Annotated in this window: 19 protein-coding genes, 1 tRNA gene and 1 other RNA gene; 8 read left to right on the top strand and 13 right to left on the bottom strand. The window is 46.9% G+C overall.

The window, feature by feature from the left end:
• Positions 1-33 precede the first annotated feature (33 nt).
• The 8 genes from OXH39_24075 to OXH39_24110 all read right to left on the bottom strand — a co-directional run bounded on the left by OXH39_24075 (position 34) and on the right by OXH39_24110 (position 6,181).
• Entirely contained in the window at positions 34-390 is a 357-nt protein-coding gene (locus OXH39_24075) for a hypothetical protein (protein MCY3553545.1), read from the bottom strand.
• Positions 391-604: 214 nt separating this feature from the next.
• Positions 605-1,495, bottom strand: coding sequence for a hypothetical protein (locus OXH39_24080; GenBank protein ID MCY3553546.1), 891 nt, complete (start codon positions 1,493-1,495; stop codon positions 605-607).
• Entirely contained in the window at positions 1,492-2,148 is a 657-nt protein-coding gene (locus OXH39_24085; protein ID MCY3553547.1) for a hypothetical protein, read from the bottom strand. Before OXH39_24085 ends, OXH39_24080 begins: the two co-directional genes overlap by 4 nt.
• A 39-nt stretch (positions 2,149-2,187) precedes the next feature.
• Complete coding sequence (locus tag OXH39_24090; GenBank protein MCY3553548.1) at positions 2,188-2,979, bottom strand: hypothetical protein; 792 nt, start codon at positions 2,977-2,979, stop codon at positions 2,188-2,190.
• A gap of 11 nt (positions 2,980-2,990) precedes the next feature.
• Positions 2,991-4,271 (bottom strand): hypothetical protein, encoded by a 1,281-nt coding sequence (locus tag OXH39_24095; protein MCY3553549.1) that lies wholly within the window; start codon positions 4,269-4,271, stop codon positions 2,991-2,993.
• A 60-nt stretch (positions 4,272-4,331) separates the two neighbouring features.
• On the bottom strand, positions 4,332-4,706 hold the full coding sequence (locus tag OXH39_24100) for a hypothetical protein (GenBank protein MCY3553550.1): 375 nt from the start codon (positions 4,704-4,706) through the stop codon (positions 4,332-4,334).
• A 301-nt stretch (positions 4,707-5,007) separates the two neighbouring features.
• Positions 5,008-5,643 (bottom strand): RNA polymerase sigma factor, encoded by a 636-nt coding sequence (locus OXH39_24105; GenBank protein MCY3553551.1) that lies wholly within the window; start codon positions 5,641-5,643, stop codon positions 5,008-5,010.
• Positions 5,644-5,830: 187 nt separating this feature from the next.
• Positions 5,831-6,181, bottom strand: coding sequence for a hypothetical protein (locus tag OXH39_24110; GenBank protein ID MCY3553552.1), 351 nt, complete (start codon positions 6,179-6,181; stop codon positions 5,831-5,833).
• Positions 6,182-6,292: 111 nt separating this feature from the next.
• On the opposite strand from OXH39_24110, the gene OXH39_24115 reads away from it, so the two are divergent.
• Positions 6,293-6,451, top strand: a complete 159-nt coding sequence (locus tag OXH39_24115; GenBank protein MCY3553553.1) for a hypothetical protein — start codon at positions 6,293-6,295, stop codon at positions 6,449-6,451.
• Between the two features lie 14 nt (positions 6,452-6,465).
• Here the strand turns inward: OXH39_24115 and OXH39_24120 are convergent, their stop codons facing one another.
• Complete coding sequence (locus OXH39_24120) at positions 6,466-6,597, bottom strand: hypothetical protein (GenBank protein MCY3553554.1); 132 nt, start codon at positions 6,595-6,597, stop codon at positions 6,466-6,468.
• 885 nt (positions 6,598-7,482) lie between these two features.
• Here OXH39_24120 and OXH39_24125 point away from each other — a divergent pair.
• A complete protein-coding gene (locus OXH39_24125; protein MCY3553555.1) occupies positions 7,483-8,664 on the top strand; it encodes a M24 family metallopeptidase in 1,182 nt (393 codons plus the stop codon).
• Here OXH39_24125 and OXH39_24130 read toward each other — a convergent pair.
• Positions 8,552-9,403: a hypothetical protein gene (locus tag OXH39_24130; protein ID MCY3553556.1), complete on the bottom strand. Its 852-nt coding sequence runs from the start codon at positions 9,401-9,403 to the stop codon at positions 8,552-8,554. The genes OXH39_24125 and OXH39_24130 overlap by 113 nt on opposite strands.
• 175 nt (positions 9,404-9,578) lie before the next feature.
• On the opposite strand from OXH39_24130, the gene OXH39_24135 reads away from it, so the two are divergent.
• A tRNA-Leu gene (locus OXH39_24135) sits at positions 9,579-9,663 on the top strand.
• A gap of 44 nt (positions 9,664-9,707) precedes the next feature.
• Here the strand turns inward: OXH39_24135 and OXH39_24140 are convergent.
• From OXH39_24140 to hflX, 3 genes are all read right to left on the bottom strand, one after another.
• Positions 9,708-10,499, bottom strand: a complete 792-nt coding sequence (locus tag OXH39_24140) for a sugar phosphate isomerase/epimerase (GenBank protein MCY3553557.1) — start codon at positions 10,497-10,499, stop codon at positions 9,708-9,710.
• Between the two features lie 67 nt (positions 10,500-10,566).
• The gene (locus tag OXH39_24145; protein MCY3553558.1) at positions 10,567-10,818 is read right to left on the bottom strand and encodes a hypothetical protein; all 252 of its coding nucleotides are present in this window, start codon (positions 10,816-10,818) and stop codon (positions 10,567-10,569) included.
• A gap of 5 nt (positions 10,819-10,823) precedes the next feature.
• Positions 10,824-12,122 carry a GTPase HflX gene (gene hflX, locus OXH39_24150; GenBank protein ID MCY3553559.1) on the bottom strand — a complete coding sequence of 433 codons (1,299 nt, stop codon included), beginning with the start codon at positions 12,120-12,122 and terminating at the stop codon, positions 10,824-10,826.
• A gap of 464 nt (positions 12,123-12,586) precedes the next feature.
• Here hflX and smpB point away from each other — a divergent pair, with 464 nt between their 5' ends.
• From smpB to OXH39_24175, 5 genes are all read left to right on the top strand, one after another.
• Positions 12,587-13,045 carry an SsrA-binding protein SmpB gene (smpB, locus tag OXH39_24155; protein ID MCY3553560.1) on the top strand — a complete coding sequence of 153 codons (459 nt, stop codon included), beginning with the start codon at positions 12,587-12,589 and terminating at the stop codon, positions 13,043-13,045.
• A gap of 172 nt (positions 13,046-13,217) precedes the next feature.
• Positions 13,218-13,573, top strand: a transfer-messenger RNA (tmRNA) gene (ssrA, locus tag OXH39_24160).
• A 61-nt stretch (positions 13,574-13,634) separates the two neighbouring features.
• The gene (locus OXH39_24165; GenBank protein MCY3553561.1) at positions 13,635-14,015 is read left to right on the top strand and encodes a hypothetical protein; all 381 of its coding nucleotides are present in this window, start codon (positions 13,635-13,637) and stop codon (positions 14,013-14,015) included.
• Positions 14,016-14,026: 11 nt separating this feature from the next.
• Complete coding sequence (locus OXH39_24170) at positions 14,027-14,758, top strand: DUF1449 family protein (protein ID MCY3553562.1); 732 nt, start codon at positions 14,027-14,029, stop codon at positions 14,756-14,758.
• A gap of 188 nt (positions 14,759-14,946) precedes the next feature.
• Positions 14,947-16,806 (top strand): SPFH domain-containing protein, encoded by a 1,860-nt coding sequence (locus tag OXH39_24175; GenBank protein MCY3553563.1) that lies wholly within the window; start codon positions 14,947-14,949, stop codon positions 16,804-16,806.
• Positions 16,807-16,862: the final 56 nt, after the last annotated feature.

The following is a 16,862-nucleotide window of genomic DNA, read 5'->3' on the forward strand; positions in this document are numbered from 1 at the left end:
CATGGAGACAAATGGACGGCATTCCATAGAAAGCTAACGACATCGCCAGTCGTCTTCCTTCCACAACGTTCTATACTCAGTCTCACTTCTGTTAAGTCGCCTATTCTCCATACCGTGCGGAGTATGTTCCAGAGAGATTCCACCACCCCAGGCTCGTGTGGGTTGATATGTTTTTGGTGGGTGATTAACAGTCGCTGTCCAGATTTTTTCGCCCTCTTCAGAATAGACGATGTTCGCACTTTCTCCTGCACAGACATAATGGATCGTTAGCGGACGTATCCATTTAACGTTACGGGTAGCCTCCGCTGGTTTCAACAGAATAAGAAGAGATGCTGTAAACCCGAAAACAAAAGCGAGGCAGATTAAACTTCCAAACCATTTTTTTACCATGATTAAATCTCCTTATAGAAATGAGAAAGCAATAGATAAAGGGGTGCTTCTGCCTATCCCATCAACAAACCTTTACCCTTTAACTTTTTGCTTTCCGTTTAACTGAAATTGGGATAGATGTTAGGTGAACAGATTCACCTTTAGATCCGTTATGAAGCCAGTGTGTACTCTCAAATGTAAAACCTGAATAAGAAAGTTTCTTGTGGGACATTTCTCACTCGTCCTCCTCTTCTTCTTTAGGTGGCACGATATCATCTGTCTTTACATCCTTAAATGGGATTCCATTGGCTTTCGCTTTCCGAAATCTTTCAAGGAGCCGCGGTGCTATTTCATCGTCCGGATGGAGATGGACTATTGCTTCAAGGTAGGTGAGGTAATCTTCTTCAGTGATAGGGAGACCCAATGCGTCCTTTCGATGAAATTCCGCCATGATACGCGTCTGCGGAGTGTCGCCATGCTCTTCAATGAGCCGTTCAAGTTCAAGTTGCGCCCATAACTCTGGGTCTTGCTCCCGCAGTTCCTCATAAGTAGGCTCCGCCGCGTCTTTCCGAGCGTTTTCGAGCGTACGTCGATTGTTTTCAGTGGGAAAAAGATGATAGAGTGCCTCAAGATAGGCAATACGTTCCCCAGGTTTCAGCGTGAACCAAGGGATTTCCATCGTTGATGCTATCGCATCTTTTAATTGCCGATTTGCGACAGTGTGAACCTGCGGAATGTCTCCAAACTGTTTGATGAGTTGGGCACGGTAGTATTCGGCGCGTAAAACCGGATCTTCCGTATGGAACCAGTGGTCTGGAATTGCGAGTTTCCGCTTGCTGAGTAGAAAACGAGCGTATGCGGCGCGTAGAGCAGGGTCTTCTGTCTTCTCCCAATCTCGCGGAACACGCTTTTTCCGAGCGTTAAGTTCTGCATAGATAGATTCAAGACGTAAAATGAGGGCATCCAATTCTCCTGTCCTATCGGTAGTTAGACTTGATGTATCTGTTGGGTCTAAGGGGTTAGTCGTTTCGGTTTCTACATCTTCTCCGCCTCCACAAGCGAGGAAGCAGAGAACGAAAAGACAGATGAGATAACAGAACAGCGGTAAAATACGCGGCTTTTTCATTCTGGGTCTCCTTCAGATACCATTTTGACTTCCACACCTTTCGCTCTTAGTTCGCGATGGTGGTTGAGCGTGTTCAGCGTCCTTTCTCTCGGAAAGAGATGATAGAGTGCCTCAAGATAAGTAATGAGTTCGTCATGTGTTGGCGTTATCCCCATCGCCTCATTTAGTTCCCAATCTGAGACAGTGCGAACCTCTGGGGTATCCCCAAACTGCTTGAGCATCTGAGCACCGTAGTATTCAGCACGCAAGACAGGGTCTTCTGTCTTGTACCAATCTTTGGGAGGATATGTATCAGCAGCGTCGGCAACTTCTGTCTTTTGCTTAGTTTGTTTCCACGGATCATTCTTTGGCGGTGGTGTCTCAAACGTGCTATCGTCTCGCCAGTCATACTTTTTCTCCTTTGTGGCGGGCACTGCTGCGTGTTCGTGAGAACCGTGATTATGGGGATGGTCATGACTGTGATCGTGAGTTATGGGAGCCTCTTTTGTAGTTGTATCTGTCTGTAGCGGACGTTGTTTGGGTGTGGGCTGCGTCGTCTTATAGATATGAACCGGTTCCGTCGGTGTCCTGCCACGCAAGAAAATGTGTGTGCCGATACCGAAGACTATAAGTCCTGCGAGTGCGAAAAACCATATCTTTTTGAAAAAATTCATGTGTTCACCTCTCAGTGTGGGAGTTTCCGATTCAATCTCCTACTTATTGGAGTTCACCCAGAACAGGAAATGATTCGTGGTTAAAGGATCAACAAAAGTATTCAAGATGAATCCAAACGTTCTCGGTTCTTCAATAGCGAGCCATAAGAACCCATCGTCTTGGCCATATTTATGAAAGCGTTCTTGGACTTCCTTCCTCGCTGCTTCGGAACGTTCCTTCGCTAAATTTTGATAAGCATCCTCAAATGCGTCGAATTCTTTTCGATTCCCCCTAACCAAATCAATCACATTGTGGAAAATAGGACTGGTATACAAGCGATCAAATTTTTCTTCAAGGTGCTGGACCCGAAGTAACGTGGGTTCAGTTATTTCAAAGCTTTGGAAGAGTACAACGATTTGATAAAAGTGGGCTATCGTCTGATCATCAGGGCGATGTCTAAAGTGTTTCTTAAAAAGTGGAAGGAGAAGTGAATCAGCACTTGGAGGTGTTGTGTCAAGAAACTCGTTAAAAGTCTTAAAAGGTTTTGTTTTGAAGGATTTTGCTTGTTGTTCGGTGCGTTTCACATACGCTAAATAAAGTGCTGAGTTTGCAAGCTCCCTAAGTGTTTTGAAATCTTTATCTAAAAGTGAGCCGGGAAACTTGGCACGCAGCAGCGCGAACGTTTTCTTCTCTCCGTCTGCCACAGGTATGGAAGACTGTGAAGAAACGGATTCCACTTCTTCAGACGGTATAGAAGGGTTGTCGGACTTTTCCGCGCATCCGAAAAACAAAACCGTGCTAAGACACAGAAGTATAGCGAAGCATTTGAAAATGTAGGGTGTTTGGATCATAAGAATTTCCTCTAATCTTGTTGCATTGAGTCTTTACGTTGACGCGTTTTTCTAATCTGTTCGGCAATTTCTGGATCTGATTCTTTGAGTCTGCGGAGTCCCTCTTCGGGTCCATAGCGATTGAGGGTTTCTATAGCACGTGCCAAGCGTTGGGGTTGAAACTGTTTGTGAAGTGCTGCTTCCATGCGTTCTTCGGTTGGCAGTTCAGGCATATCCGGTATAAACTGCTTTTCGAGTTCTGCATCACCTGTTATATGAATTAGGAGCTTTTCGAGTTCTGCGGGTTCTAACGTCTTGTTACTGTCCGATGCCGGTTGTAAATGCGCACTCGCTTCGGGGTGAGTGTGTGTCATTTGTGCGGTTTCGTCTTGGATGTGTGAGGATCCAACTGACACGGAATATTCCTCCGCAGTAGAGGAGAGCTGCCGAGTTGTATCTTCTTGCGGGAAGAAGGTGCCCGTCCACCCTTTTGCCCTGAGTGCGGGTTCCATCCAAGGTGGAGGTGTCCATCCTTCTGGCGGCATCCATCCATCTGGGGGTAGCGTCAATCTTTCTATTAAAACTTCGCGCGAGATAGGCGGTGGTGCCTCAGCGAGGTGTTCTCCGTTTTCATCAATATAGATGACTTCATACCCTTGGGGTTCAATGCCCTTATGTAGGAGGTCGAACTCTTGCGTCTTATCAAGGGACTCGCCAAAGAACATAGCACCCGTTTCTTGCACTCTTTTAACATAGACGCGTCCAGGCTTAGCAGGGAGAAAGATTTCCATGTCGGGTCCTGTAAAAAGGCCTCCGTTCACATCCGGATCGATCTGTTTTGCGGCACGGAGTTGATCATACTCCCAAATCTTTCTTTCAATATACGCGGCTTTAAACGTCTCCCAATCGGTAGTAGGCGGGATTCCGAAAACATCGGATGTCCACATTTCGGGTTGGGTTTCAAGTTGAACCAATGCGTTGCGCGCTACCATATATCCAGAATAATCGTTGTAATCTTCTATTACAATACCTTTGTCAAGGAGCATTTCAAGCCACTCAACTTGAGGGTACTTCTCATCCACCACGGAATTACCCGCCATGTCTTCAAACGATTTAAGGAGTGCTTCAACGGTTTGAGGACCATCGTGTTTCTTAGATGGAAGGTGTCGAGAAAAAGATGCCCTCAGTTTTGGCGATACCACATTGGAATTATTTTCAAACTGCGGTTGCCTGTGCGTCCGGATAACAAAACAGGTAACAAGTCCAATAATCACCGAAAGGACGAACATGTAGATAACAGTTCTGCGTATCATCAGAGAAATCCTTTTTGAAAGGGTAGATTTGAAACCTACCCTCTCGTAACTTTAGCGGTTTCAACGGGTAAAGCTATTCATAGAACCTTGGGCACTTACGTACTTCATATCCCACGGGTTACAGGATGTGCGAACTTTGAGCTCACCGGTACTACAAGTACCATTTACGTAGACTTCAGCCCAAATAGTACCCGCATCCCGGACAGCTGGTTCCGAATTGACCTGAACCTTCACGCTACCTCTCCCTTCATAATACCCTGCCGAGGCAAAGGCACCAACTCTAACATCTGTGGCAGCAACCAATTCATAGTCTCCCTCATGCTCCCATGCATAAACATAAACATCATGCAAATAAAAAGCTGTCGCGATGCTAATTCCGAAAATCATGGCGAACAGGCACACGACAACGACCACTTTGTATGAAAGTAATTTCATCAGTTTTCTCCTTCATTTATGGGGATTGCTTTGGGAATAGGAAGGCAAACGGTAAGGTGTTGCGTTCTTGGCAATCCCTTGTTATATAAGGTGCTAACCTAAAAATTTCACAAAACAAGGCGTTTTATGCTACAATTAGGCTAACGCTGTCATAGACCAGTTATGGCAGGGTTCTCCGCGCCGACCGGTGTCACTTCCACCCTCGGCGCACCTTTCAAAAAAAGAAGAGACTGCCACATACAAAACTATTTCGTCACATTATACGGAAAAAGACGAAAATAGCCAATAACTCTTTATTCGATTACTCACCCCCTCCACTTAAGAAATAATAGATATCAGGATAACGCTTTTTTAACCACGTCTTAAATGCCACTAACGCCCGATGATATCGAGACTTGGCAGTTCCTGTTCTGATGCCCAGTGTTTGCCTAATCTCCTCAAACGTCATATCGCTGTTGTGCCTTAATTGAAAGACTTCTAATTCTTTGGGACGCAGCGTGCACTCAAAACGGCGGCGGATCTCTGCAAGTTCGTTATCAAGAACGCCGTGTTCCGGTTGAAACGTCACGGGTGCGGAAAGCAATTCTGTGAGAGCCATTTGCCCCGATTCATCTTCTGGATCGGCATCCAATACGACCAGCACACCTTGCTTCTGTTTCTCCTTAATCCATTTTACGAGGACACGTGTTGCGATTGTGGATAGCCACGCCCCAAAACGTTCCGGAGACTGAATCCCTTCTAAGTTTTGCAGTGCCTCAAGGAATGTTTCTTGAACGAGATCTTCTGCATCTTCACGATTTCCGCTGATTCTCCTTTTGAAAAACGTGTGAAGGGGAGCCCTATATCGTTGAAAAAGGACATTCCCTGCGACTTCATCGCCTTCCTGATAGCGTTGCAAAAGTTGTACATCACTATATTTTTTATAATCGGTTAGCATTTAACGCTACCCTTTCCTAATTAAGTGTAAAAATTGGGTAAAAAGGTTGCAAAAAAATAATTCCGTCTTCCCAATTCGGTCATTAAGACTTACGCAGATTAGGGAAGTCACTTTGACCTGAAAATCCTTGAATCCTGCCCCCCTGATAAGGGGGGATACAGGGGGGTTATTCCGCTTCAGACAATCATCAAATCACATGTCCATCTTTAATGATGCCCTTCTCCTCCAAAGCAGCAAGCGCATTCTCAGCAAAGCCGGACGGGATACGCAGTTTCCGGCTGAGATGCTTCGGATCCAGCAACCCACCATAAGAGAGGTGAAGCCAGACGAGAATCTCCTCGCGGGTTAAGTTCGCCTGCTTGGCGACAGGCACAAACTGCCACATCTTCTCGGTTGCGTCGAGTGTGTTGGTGATGATCTGGAGGTAAATCAAGACTTCTTCTTTGTTGAGGTCGTTTCGCACGGCTGCGCGGACGAAGGCAGGGATGTCAAGATCATACCGGAGTTGTATGATTTCTTTGGTAGGTAAAGCTGGCATAAAAAAATAAAATCCTTTGAATTGGTTATCAGTTGGTTCTCCTCGTAGTGAGAGTTTGCCTCGCAGTGAGAGTTGCCGGTTCAGATACGGCACAACTGGAGCTACACTCATTTGAAAAGGGAAGTTATCTTCAAGAAAGCAAATGTAATGCAGATGATGACAGCGAGGGCGAGAGGTATCGGTTTAAACAAACTTCTCATCGTCGGCCCCTTTCGGTTGTTCACCGAGCGTGTTTATCTCCTATCCGTGTTGGGACAAGTGACCGGTTGACACGGCGGTTGTATTCAAGGGTGACAGGTTTCGGGGAACGGACGACAAGGATCATGCGCGGCACGTGTAAGGTACAGCGCGACGTTTAGTATCGTCACGAGGAAGAAAAGCGCGATGGGGACCCACCGCAAGAGGCGTGTTTTCATGTTAGGCACTCCTTTTTTAGGGGCTGGTCCCCATAAATAACACACAACGAAAACCCGTTATCTGCTACAATAGAAACCAGCGTTGTCATACTCATACTATGGCAGTGCTACGCGTGGCAGGTGCTTGATACACCTGCTGCGCACCCCGAAAACGGGGAGCTGCCCCTGACGCGATTCACACGGTGTTAGCAAGTGTGCTTCAGCATGAAATCAGCGTCAATATAAAGTATACCATAAAATACAAAAATTGTCAATTTTTTTATAGAACCTTTAAAACCTTAAAATTTGACTCACTATAACTTACCGCACGGTAGGCGAAAGACTTTCCAAATCCTGCCGAATTTTGCCACTTTTTCAGGGGTCCCTAATGAAGTTTGCGAAAGTAAATCAGTCTTGCAGTGAACCCCAACGCTTTTCTGAGTGCTTTCTTGAGATGTAACCATAACTGTCAATTTTAGAAAAATGAACCGTCTCGAATCCAGGCCCGGTAGGTTCGGTTTGCAACCGAACCGGATTTACGCGGAAACTTTGAAGACTTCAAGCACCTCTTGAATCCCGTAGGGATGGTATCTCTGTAGAAAAACGTGTGCCCCACAAATCAAGCCCCGTAGGGGCGGCATTTGAAGAGATACCCTATAAAATGCCGTGCAAAATCCCTAAATTGACACCTATGGTGCTTTCTTGAGATGTAACAGATTCCGTGGATCCATTGATAACCGATAACTGAAAACTAAAAAGGAAGGTCTCTGGTATTGTCTTGATTGCTTCTTGATTCTTCCCGTCGAATATGCTATGATTTTGTTAAGGTTATAGAATGGACACATTTCCTCTTAAAGTCCCTTGATAAATTAAAAGTTGTATCAAAAAAGGTAAATTTTAACCAACATGAAAATAACAGAGATTCAACGTGAGTTAGCAGCGTTAGAATTAGATGCGTGGCTCCTATACGATTTCCGTGGAATAAACCCCATCGCGCAAAACGTGGCTGGCTTGACAGGCATAAATATAACACGCCGGTGGTTCTGTCTTATTCCTAAACAGGGTGAACCGCGATGGCTTGTCCACCGGATTGAAACATCAAATTTTGTCAACGTACAAGGACACGTCGCACTTTACGCTGGCTGGGAAGAACTTAACGGCGCAATACAGACCCTGCTTGCTGATGTCAAAACAGTTGCAATGGAATATTCACCAAACGCCGAGATTCCCTATATTTCGCGGGTAGATGCTGGCACATTGGAGTGGATCCGTTCATTCGGGATTGAAGTGCGGACATCTGCGGAACTGGCGCAGCGCATCGAAGCACGTCTGAATGAAGCACAAGCCGCGGGGCATCAAGCCTCCGCGCGCTTGGTATTGCAAGCGAAAGATTACGCCTTCGCGTGGATCGGCTCGCAGCTGCGTGATGGGAAAACGATTACGGAATATAACGTTCAACAGGAGATTCTCGGACAATTTGAGGCAATGGACTTGGTCACAGACCATCCACCTATCGTTGCTGCGAATGCCAAAAGCAGCGACCCGCATTACGCGCCTTCCGAAACCGATACCCAAGAAATTAAAGCAGGCGACTTCATCTTAATCGATTTGTGGGCAAAGCAGAAAGCACCGGATGCGGTTTTTGCCGATACGACATGGGTGGCGTATGCGGGGGAAACTGTTCCCACACAGTATATTCAGATTTTCGATATTGTCAAGGAAGCGAGGGATAGAGCCGTCCGGTTCATTCGTGAGAAATGGGCTGTTGATGAACCGATTTACGGTTATGAGGTAGACGACTGTGTTCGCGGATATATCACTGAAAAAGGATATGGCGAATTCTTTATCCACCGCACTGGACACAACATCGGCACTGTTATCCACGGCAACGGCGTAAATTTAGATAACTTAGAGACACGCGACGCACGCGCGCTGATTTCTGGCGTCTGTTTTTCGATTGAACCGGGTATTTATCTTAGCGATTTCGGCGTTCGGACAGAGATCGACGTTTTCTTAGCCGGTCCAGGGAGAGACGGCGTAAAAGTGACAACCGCTCCCGTTCAAAATCAGATATTACGGTTGCTGTGACCTGATAGTTCCGTTTTCTCAAATCTGTGAGGATGTGTGAGAGGTAGATGCGGGCATTAAGGATCCACTGTTCCGCATACGCAGCGGCAAGTAAGGGGAGTGCTATTGTTAAACGCGGGGAGTCGAGGAGCCACTGTTCGGCGTACTCGGCGTAATCTGTATCAACGAGTCCAGTACTACCCAGCGAATAGACCACATAGCGTTTATCGTCTCGTATTTCCAACCTTGCGGCAAGCGGCGTGTTGAGGCTGAGACGTTTTGTCCCATCAATCTCAAGAACCCAAAAAAAATAATCTTCATTGTATCCGAGGTAGCCAATCTCTACATCAAGCCGATGCTCGGCTCCCGTCAAAATTGGGATGACCTCCATGTCGCGTTTAATTAAGACCGGATAAATTGCCGCGAAAAAGATTTGTTCATACCCAAGCGGATGCTGTGTGTGTTTAAGAATGTCCAAAAGGATCTGCGCTTCTTCGATACGTTGCAGCTCTAAACAACTTTTTAAGAAAACTTCATCACGCAATGATCGCATTTCAGGGGCGGCGTTTGGATCAAGGGGTTGGAGTTCGTGAATGAGTTGGAGAATGCGTCTGCGTTTCGGAACAATCCGCCAGAGGGTCCAATGCCATAAGGTCTGCCACGTCTCCTTTTGCCACATTTGGCTAAAAAATGCCTGAGCACTTAGAAGAAAGCGTTGAAATATGTTTTCAGATGCAGGGTTTTGTTGTTGATTTGCCATGGTTTTTAGTTGTAAGATTTACGCAGTTTTCTGATAACTACGGACATCCCGCACCCCGCTGGCGAGGTTTAAAACCTCGCCAGCAAAAGGTGCTGCCTATATCCTAAATTGTTTGGTGCAAATTTGACTTTTCGTACGGAATATAGTATAATATATGTTGCCAATGATAGCGATAGCCGGAGTGGTGAAATTGGTAGACGCACGGGACTCAAAATCCCGCGGGCCCTAGGTCCATGTCGGTTCGAGTCCGACCTCCGGCATGAGGCGATGGTTTCTCATAGAACCATCGCCCTTTCTATTTCGGTTACATCGCAACGATTTCACGCATCCGTTTCGCCAAGTCGATTTGTGCTTCCCTGTCACCACCGACTTCGTGGATGACATAGCCATCGTAACCAATGCTACGGAACGCTTCCATGACTGCTTGCCAATCTGTATCACCATCTAAGAGGTTAACGAACTGATGCGCGCCGCGGGAGAAATCCTTGAAATGCACCCGCTTGATGCGGTGTCCTAATTCTCGGATCCAATGTTCTGGATAGCCATAAGCCATCATATTTGCGGTGTCAAGATAGGTGCCTACCCAGTCGCTATTCACTTCATCTACAATATCGCGCATCTCTTTTGGACTCAGCAGGAATTTATTCCAGACATTTTCCAGTCCAATTGCGACTTGGTGTGTTTCTGCGGAAGGCGCGAGGTCCTTCAGCACGCCCACAAGGTTATCCCAGACCTGTTGATAAGTTCCTTCGACGGTGAGTTGTCCGGGATGTAGTAGAATCCCGCCGACACCGAGTGCCCCCGCGACTTCTAAACCGCGAGCGAGCGAGACTGCGCCTTTTTCGCGCTGTGTTGCATCAAGGCTGAGTAGATTGCCACGGTCAGCATAGCCCGCTGTGATACTACTGATTTCGATATCTGCGTCCGCACACTTCGTAGCAATGCCGCGGAGTTCTGTATCGCTCATATTAATGTCGGTGTCTTGTCCCTCACCGAAAGTGAGTTCAACGGCATCATAGCCGGCATCCTGACAGAGCGAAAGCGTGTCGTCTAACGACATACCGCCAAGAATAATTTGGGTAACACCTATCTTCATTTCTGCTCCTTTGGCACGCACGTTGTTGGCGAGGTTTCAAACCTCGCCAACAAAGGCTGCTGCCGCTTCATTGCTGTTCCTTTTCGATGTGAAACTGAGTGGCTGTTAGAGATTGTATACAGAGGTGACGGGTCTCAAGGCATTGTGGACACCGAATAGCGACATAGTAAGCGTCGTTGAACACGACATCAATCAAGGTGTCGTCGGATCGATCCGTCGATGGATTCCCCAAGAACTGGTCAAGCACTTCGTATTCTCTGTCACAATCCGGACAGATTTGCAAGTCGTGTCCGATGTCAGTCTGGTCCAGCCATCGCATCGTTATTACCTTTCTTCCGAAGAAACCAAAAACCGCTCGACCGCTTTGAGATAGCGGTTCGGCAAGCGTGCCTTAACGTGAACCGCTTCATCTGTATATTCGGTGTCCAGCACAGTTCCATGCTTATGCAGCAAATCAAGTGCTTTCCCTTCTGTATACGGAAGCCTGAGAGAAAGGTTCATGCCGCGTTCAGCGAAACGCTCGGTCAGCGCATCTATTAAAGCCGGGATCCCGTCGCCGCGTTGTGCTGAAATAGACAGTGCCTCCGGATATTGGCACTGTAGAATTTGAAGTTCGTCCTCGTTCTTGAGTCTATCAATTTTATTGAAAACCATGAGCATCGGAATTTCGGTAGCCTCTAATTCTTTAAGGACGACATTCACAGCCGCGATCTGTGCTTCTGCCTCCGGGTGGCTTACATCAACGACATGCAGTAAAAGATCTGCTTCCGAGACCTCTTCGAGTGTTGCCTTGAATGCGGCAACTAATTGGTGTGGTAACTTCTTGATGAATCCAACCGTATCGCTCAGCAAAATTTGCTGCTTCTGTGGCAAATCCACCTTTCGTGTGGTAGAATCTAAGGTTGCGAACAATTTATCTTCCGCTAAAACGCTTTCACCCGTCAATACGTTGAAAAGCGTTGATTTTCCCGCATTGGTGTATCCAACGAAAGACACTTTGACTTTTTCAGATCGCCTTTTCCGTTGAACATGGCGTTGTTTTTCAACCGCATCAAGTGCTTTTCTGACCTGTGCGATGTTCCTACGGACCCAGCGTCTATCCATTTCAAGTTGTGTTTCACCGGGACCCCTGAGGTGTCTACCACCACCGCCACCCGTCGCGAGCCGTGAGAGGTGTGTCCACATCCGAGTGAGCCGTGGAAGCGCATATTCGAGTTGTGCCAATGCTACCTGCAACCGCGCCTCCTTAGTGAGGGCGCGTTGTGCGAAGACTTGCAGTATAAGTCCCGTCCGATCAAGTGTAGCGACATCAAGTGCCTTCTCAAGGTTTCGATTCTGTGCTGGTGCCAGTTCTTCATCGAAAATAATTGCGTCGGCATTGAGTTCTTCAACGAGCGGTTTGAGTTCTTCAACCTTTCCTTCGCCAATGAAATATGTTGGATTAGGTACGTTACGCGGTTGAATTGTCTCACAGACGACTTCAATACCAGCGGTCTCTGCGAGTTGCTGGAGTTCTTGTAGCGATTCCTCAGTTTCGTCCATTGAACTGTCTCGGAGTTTTATGCCCACCAAAATTGCCCGTGAAGGTGGATTCGGTGAGCGTGTGTCATAAAGCTGTTGCATCAAGAAAACTCCTTTTTTCTTTTGAAGGGAGCCCAAGCACGGTGACTTCGTTGTCCCAACACTACGATATTTATAATAGAACTTACCATTTCCTCTTAAAGTCCCCCTGATAAGGGGGATTTAAGGGGTTAAATACTAATGAAATAACGACTTTTCGGTAAAATGTACCTCAATTTGCGTAAGTCCTATATAATATAGTTTATCAAATCTGCGTCCTGTTTTCCACTAAAATCCTATTTTGCGAAAAAACTTCACATTTTCTGAACTTTTCTCACCCTGATAATTTCTAAAGTAGGACTTACGCAGTCTGCTCATTTGTAGCACAAACTTTCCAGTTTGTGTCAGAAGAACGTGTGTTTCTGGAAAAGTTTCCATCTCACAGGATATGCTACGGCTACAATTGCGTAAGTCCTATAAAGTTTTCCTTGCGTGCAGGTTAATTCTGTGCTATACTTAACTTCACTATGAAAGCTGCTAAGAATTCTACAACTCCAGTAATTACCGTAAATCGAAAGGCGAGGTATGATTATCACCTACGCGATCGGTATGAAGCAGGTATCGTCTTGCAAGGGACTGAAGTGAAGTCAATTCGTGCGGGGCGGTTTAACCTGACAGATAGTTACGCACAGATCACAGATGGGGAAATCTTCCTCATTGATGCGCACATTGGACCGTACGAACATGGAAATATCGCCAATCACGAGCCGAAACGGAAACGGAAACTCCTATTGCATCGACGCGAAATCATTAAACTTGAACGCTTAATCCGTTCAAAGGGAATGACTATTGTTCCGACCCGAGCATATTTTAGCAACGGGAAAGTGAAACTGGAGTTGGCTGTCGCAATGGGCAAACAGGTTTACGATAAACGCGATAAGATTGAACGTGAAGCGACTGCGAATGAGATCCGAGCATACAATTAACAACGTTTTGAAAAGCCACCAATCGCAGAACGACTATTGACTTTCAGCATATTGGCTATCGGTTGTCGGCTGTCGAAGGAATAGTTTTCAGTTTTCAGTGACAAGAGGTGCTGTGGCTGCCACAAGTTCCCTCTTAACTGATAACTGATGACTGATGACTGACAACTACTCTGGGGGTGTAAAGGTTTCGACGAAGGTAAATGAGATATAGGTTGCATGTCGAGGTCTCCGCAGGCCTCGTTAAATAGGCGGAACACTTATAAATGCTGATGAAGAATTAGCATTAGCTGCTTAATACGCAGCTACGCTTTGCCGACCTGTTGCCCGTCAGGGAAGCAAAAGCGCCGCAATACGGGCTAGCCGCTCGCTCTTTCTCAAGGGGCGTGCCGCGAACCACCTTTTGAGATAGCCTGTTATGAATCCCGCACAGGGGAGTCTGATAGGCGAATCTTAAAACCTGTGATAAGCATGTAGTAGCCTCTGTTGAAATACCTTCGGACGCGGGTTCGATTCCCGCCACCTCCATTTTTACAACGTCATTCCGTGCTTACCAGCAATACATCGCTTGCCCCATTGCTTGCAAAGTGACATGGCTGAATTTGCGAACATGCCACCTCGTATTCAAAAGATTGTGCAATCGCATCTATGTGAGGATGAACATATTTACTTGTGCGTCCTCGGTCGCTCCAATTTGCTACGTCCAGATTTCGTTTTTATCACGTCTCGCAGAGTCCTCGTTTTGGATGAACGATATATAGGAAGCCTTGCTGTTTCTTACGCGAATGTCCGATGTAATCTATTATTCACGGAAATCCGCGGGGTCAAGTTGGTCCGACATCTCAAACATCGACTTCTCCGCCAAGCAAGACTTGAAATTAGCGTTGTACGTGCTGTCCATTGGATCGATAATATCAACTTCCGTTCAGCTCGGGCCGCCTATGTCTGCATCACTGAACAGCTCACAAAGTAGAGAAGAACGCCATGATAGAATTCCTGAATTACCTTATGGTCTCATACAACGCTTGGTTCACGGCACCACTAACGATCGTCTTCCTACTCGCGATCTTTCGACTCGCGATGGGGGCAATCGACTTCGGTGACGCAGACGCTGATGTCGATGCTGATATGGATGTAGATGCTGATATAGATATAGATGCCGACATAGATGCTGATATGGACATAGATGCTGATGTAGATGCTGATATGGACGTAGATGCTGATGTCGCTGGAGATGCAGGCGGTCTGACTCCCTCTTTCGGCGACGTATTTGGATTTTTGAATGTTGGCAAGGTCCCCTTGATGGTTGTGCTGATGTCCCTATTTGCAACATGGGGAATCACAGGGCTGATAGCGAACACACTCCTTGATGTCGCTACGAATCAGCAGTGGGTTTGGATATCGTGTCTTATCGCCCTGTTCTGTTGCGTATTAGGAACGCGTTACATCTCGATGGGACTCTCAAAACTGTTTCCTGAAAGTGAAAAAGCGATCAGTGATGTCCATCTCCTCGGTTTAAGTGGGCGGGTTATTAGTGGACAGATTACAACGACCTTTGGGACCGCTCGCGTCCAAGTTCCCGATGGACCAGAATTGACCGTCAGCTGCCGTGTCAAATCCGATGAAGTCACACCTGTCAAGGGGGATACTGTTGTGCTCATAAACTATGATCGCGCGAAACGCATCTTTGATGTAAGAAAAAGTGAAATGGAGTAACGTTTTAACAATTCTCTATCGGGGGAATGGTTCTCGGTTCTCGGTTCTCAGTTGTCAGTTAAAGAGATTGACTGTGGGGGTAACAATAAAGTAACCGACACAAGTTCTTAACCGAAAACCGAAAACTGATAACTGACTACCATTTCTCCGAAAACTGATAACCGTTAAAGTATAGAGGAGAATTAGACATGTTCGGCGCAAATGCTAATTTATTTTTTACTGTCGTCGGTAGTATTATCGCTTTGCTCGTTGTTTTCTTGTTAATCTACCGTTCCTTTTACAAAAAAGCCCCAGCAGATTCGGCGTTAGTTATCGCTGGCGGGCGAAAAAAGCGCGTCGTCTTTGGCGGAAGCCTCATCAATCCTATTACCAACACAACACAACTCATTTCCTTGAATACACTCCAACTACCCGTTGAACGAACAGGGCAAGCCGCACTTATCACCAAAGACAGTTTGCGGGTTGATCTTGAAGCACAATTCTATGTCAAAATCGAACCCAATGAACAGGATGTACTCAAAGCCGTTGCAAGCCTTGGGAATAAAACATTAACGCCCGCCGAAGTCAATAAACTTCTTGAAGGCAAACTTGTCGGTGTTCTGCGGAGCGTCGCCGCAACCATGGATTTACAAGAATTGCACGAAAAACGACAGCAATTTTCCGACCAGGTCCAGGAAGCTTGCCGCGACGACCTTGAACAGAACGGCTTTAAATTGGAAAGTGTCGCCGTCACCAACCTCGACCAGACACCGCTTGAGGAACTTAACGAGAACAACCGCTTTGACGTTGTTGCCATTCAAACTATCAAGGAGGAAGTTGAAGACCGGCAGACCAAAACCGCTCGCATCGAACACGAAAACCAAGTGAAACGCGAAGAAGACCGGCTCAAAGCCCAACTTGAGATTAAACAACGTGAAGAGGAAACCGAGACAGAGGGCTTAGAAGTAGAGAAACGCCTCGACTTCGCACAGGAACAACAGCGCAAGGCGATCGCTACCAACAAAGCCGAGCAAGAACGCGAAATTGAGGCACATAAATTTGAACAGCAACAAGCTGTTGAGGAAGCGCGAATCAAGCAAGAAGAAGTAGTCAAGTCTACAGAGATCCTCCAGAAACAACGGCTTGATACTGCCCGGATTGAACAGGAACGTCAAGTCCAAGAAACCGAGATCGCACAGAAGCAGGCGGTTGAAGTCGCTCGTGTCCAGCAAGAACAGATGATTGAGGAGGCACAAATTCAGCGCGAACTCACCGTCGAAAAAGCCAAGGTTGAGCAGCAACGCGCTGTTGAGGAAGCCGGTATCTCCAGCAGAATCGTTCTTATTGAGAAAGACCGCGAGGAAAAAGAGGCGCAGGCTGAGAACGCCATTCAGGTCTCAATCAAGGAAAAGGAGCGCGAAGCAGCACTCATTGAACTTTTGGACGTTAGCGCACAAAAGGCGAAAGCCGAAGCGGCTGTTTTAACGGCTGAGGCTGTTGAAGAAGCGGAACGCCAAAGTCAGGTCGCTCTTATACGCGCTGAACAGGAAGCGGATGAGGAGCGCATCGCTAAGGAACGCGCCGCCGATGCCGAAGCTTACGCTGTTGTCGAGGCTGCTAAGGCGGAACTTGGGGCGGCTGAGGTCAAGGCGCAGGCACAAACAATTCTCGCGGAGGCACTCCTGGTTGAGGCGAAAGCGAAAGCCGATGGCGAAGAAGCCTCAATTGCTGCGAAAAATCAGGCGGATTCCAAAGTACTCGTTAGCGACGCAATATTGGCATTGGTAGACTCCCTACCCGGGGTGACCAACGAGTTAATGAAACCCGCAGAGCGTATTGAAAGCATTCGTGTGCTTGACCTTGGCGGTGGCAATGGTAATGGCAGCGGTAGTATGAACCGCATCCTTAGTTCGATTGTCAACGCTGGTGCGGCGGTGCCGTTACTTAAAGAGATCGTCGGGTTCAGCGGTTTAGATACCGAAAAGATCGCACAGACCGTTCGCGATTACGCCTCGGGGATCGTAGTTGATGCGCAGGTAGATTCATCAGAATCGACAGATGACGATTAGTTGACATTTTTGCGTGTTTCGGGCGTGGGTACGGTTACGTTTACCCCCACTTTTAA

The organism is Candidatus Poribacteria bacterium, assembly GCA_026702755.1.
GTDB lineage: Bacteria > Poribacteria > WGA-4E > WGA-4E > WGA-3G > WGA-3G.

Excerpts from the sequence above, each read along its gene's own strand:
- OXH39_24075 (MCY3553545.1), bottom strand. The coding sequence starts at position 390 with ATGGTAAAAAAATGGTTTGGAAGTTTAATCTGCCTCGCTTTTGTTTTC.
- OXH39_24080 (MCY3553546.1), bottom strand. The coding sequence starts at position 1,495 with ATGAAAAAGCCGCGTATTTTACCGCTGTTCTGTTATCTCATCTGTCTT.
- OXH39_24085 (MCY3553547.1), bottom strand. The coding sequence starts at position 2,148 with ATGAATTTTTTCAAAAAGATATGGTTTTTCGCACTCGCAGGACTTATA.
- OXH39_24090 (MCY3553548.1), bottom strand. The coding sequence starts at position 2,979 with ATGATCCAAACACCCTACATTTTCAAATGCTTCGCTATACTTCTGTGT.
- OXH39_24095 (MCY3553549.1), bottom strand. The coding sequence starts at position 4,271 with ATGATACGCAGAACTGTTATCTACATGTTCGTCCTTTCGGTGATTATT.
- OXH39_24100 (MCY3553550.1), bottom strand. The coding sequence starts at position 4,706 with ATGAAATTACTTTCATACAAAGTGGTCGTTGTCGTGTGCCTGTTCGCC.
- OXH39_24105 (MCY3553551.1), bottom strand. The coding sequence starts at position 5,643 with ATGCTAACCGATTATAAAAAATATAGTGATGTACAACTTTTGCAACGC.
- OXH39_24110 (MCY3553552.1), bottom strand. The coding sequence starts at position 6,181 with ATGCCAGCTTTACCTACCAAAGAAATCATACAACTCCGGTATGATCTT.
- OXH39_24120 (MCY3553554.1), bottom strand. The coding sequence starts at position 6,597 with ATGAAAACACGCCTCTTGCGGTGGGTCCCCATCGCGCTTTTCTTCCTC.
- OXH39_24125 (MCY3553555.1), top strand. The coding sequence starts at position 7,483 with ATGAAAATAACAGAGATTCAACGTGAGTTAGCAGCGTTAGAATTAGAT.
- OXH39_24130 (MCY3553556.1), bottom strand. The coding sequence starts at position 9,403 with ATGGCAAATCAACAACAAAACCCTGCATCTGAAAACATATTTCAACGC.
- OXH39_24140 (MCY3553557.1), bottom strand. The coding sequence starts at position 10,499 with ATGAAGATAGGTGTTACCCAAATTATTCTTGGCGGTATGTCGTTAGAC.
- OXH39_24145 (MCY3553558.1), bottom strand. The coding sequence starts at position 10,818 with ATGCGATGGCTGGACCAGACTGACATCGGACACGACTTGCAAATCTGT.
- hflX (MCY3553559.1), bottom strand. The coding sequence starts at position 12,122 with ATGCAACAGCTTTATGACACACGCTCACCGAATCCACCTTCACGGGCA.
- smpB (MCY3553560.1), top strand. The coding sequence starts at position 12,587 with ATGAAAGCTGCTAAGAATTCTACAACTCCAGTAATTACCGTAAATCGA.
- OXH39_24165 (MCY3553561.1), top strand. The coding sequence starts at position 13,635 with ATGGCTGAATTTGCGAACATGCCACCTCGTATTCAAAAGATTGTGCAA.
- OXH39_24170 (MCY3553562.1), top strand. The coding sequence starts at position 14,027 with ATGATAGAATTCCTGAATTACCTTATGGTCTCATACAACGCTTGGTTC.
- OXH39_24175 (MCY3553563.1), top strand. The coding sequence starts at position 14,947 with ATGTTCGGCGCAAATGCTAATTTATTTTTTACTGTCGTCGGTAGTATT.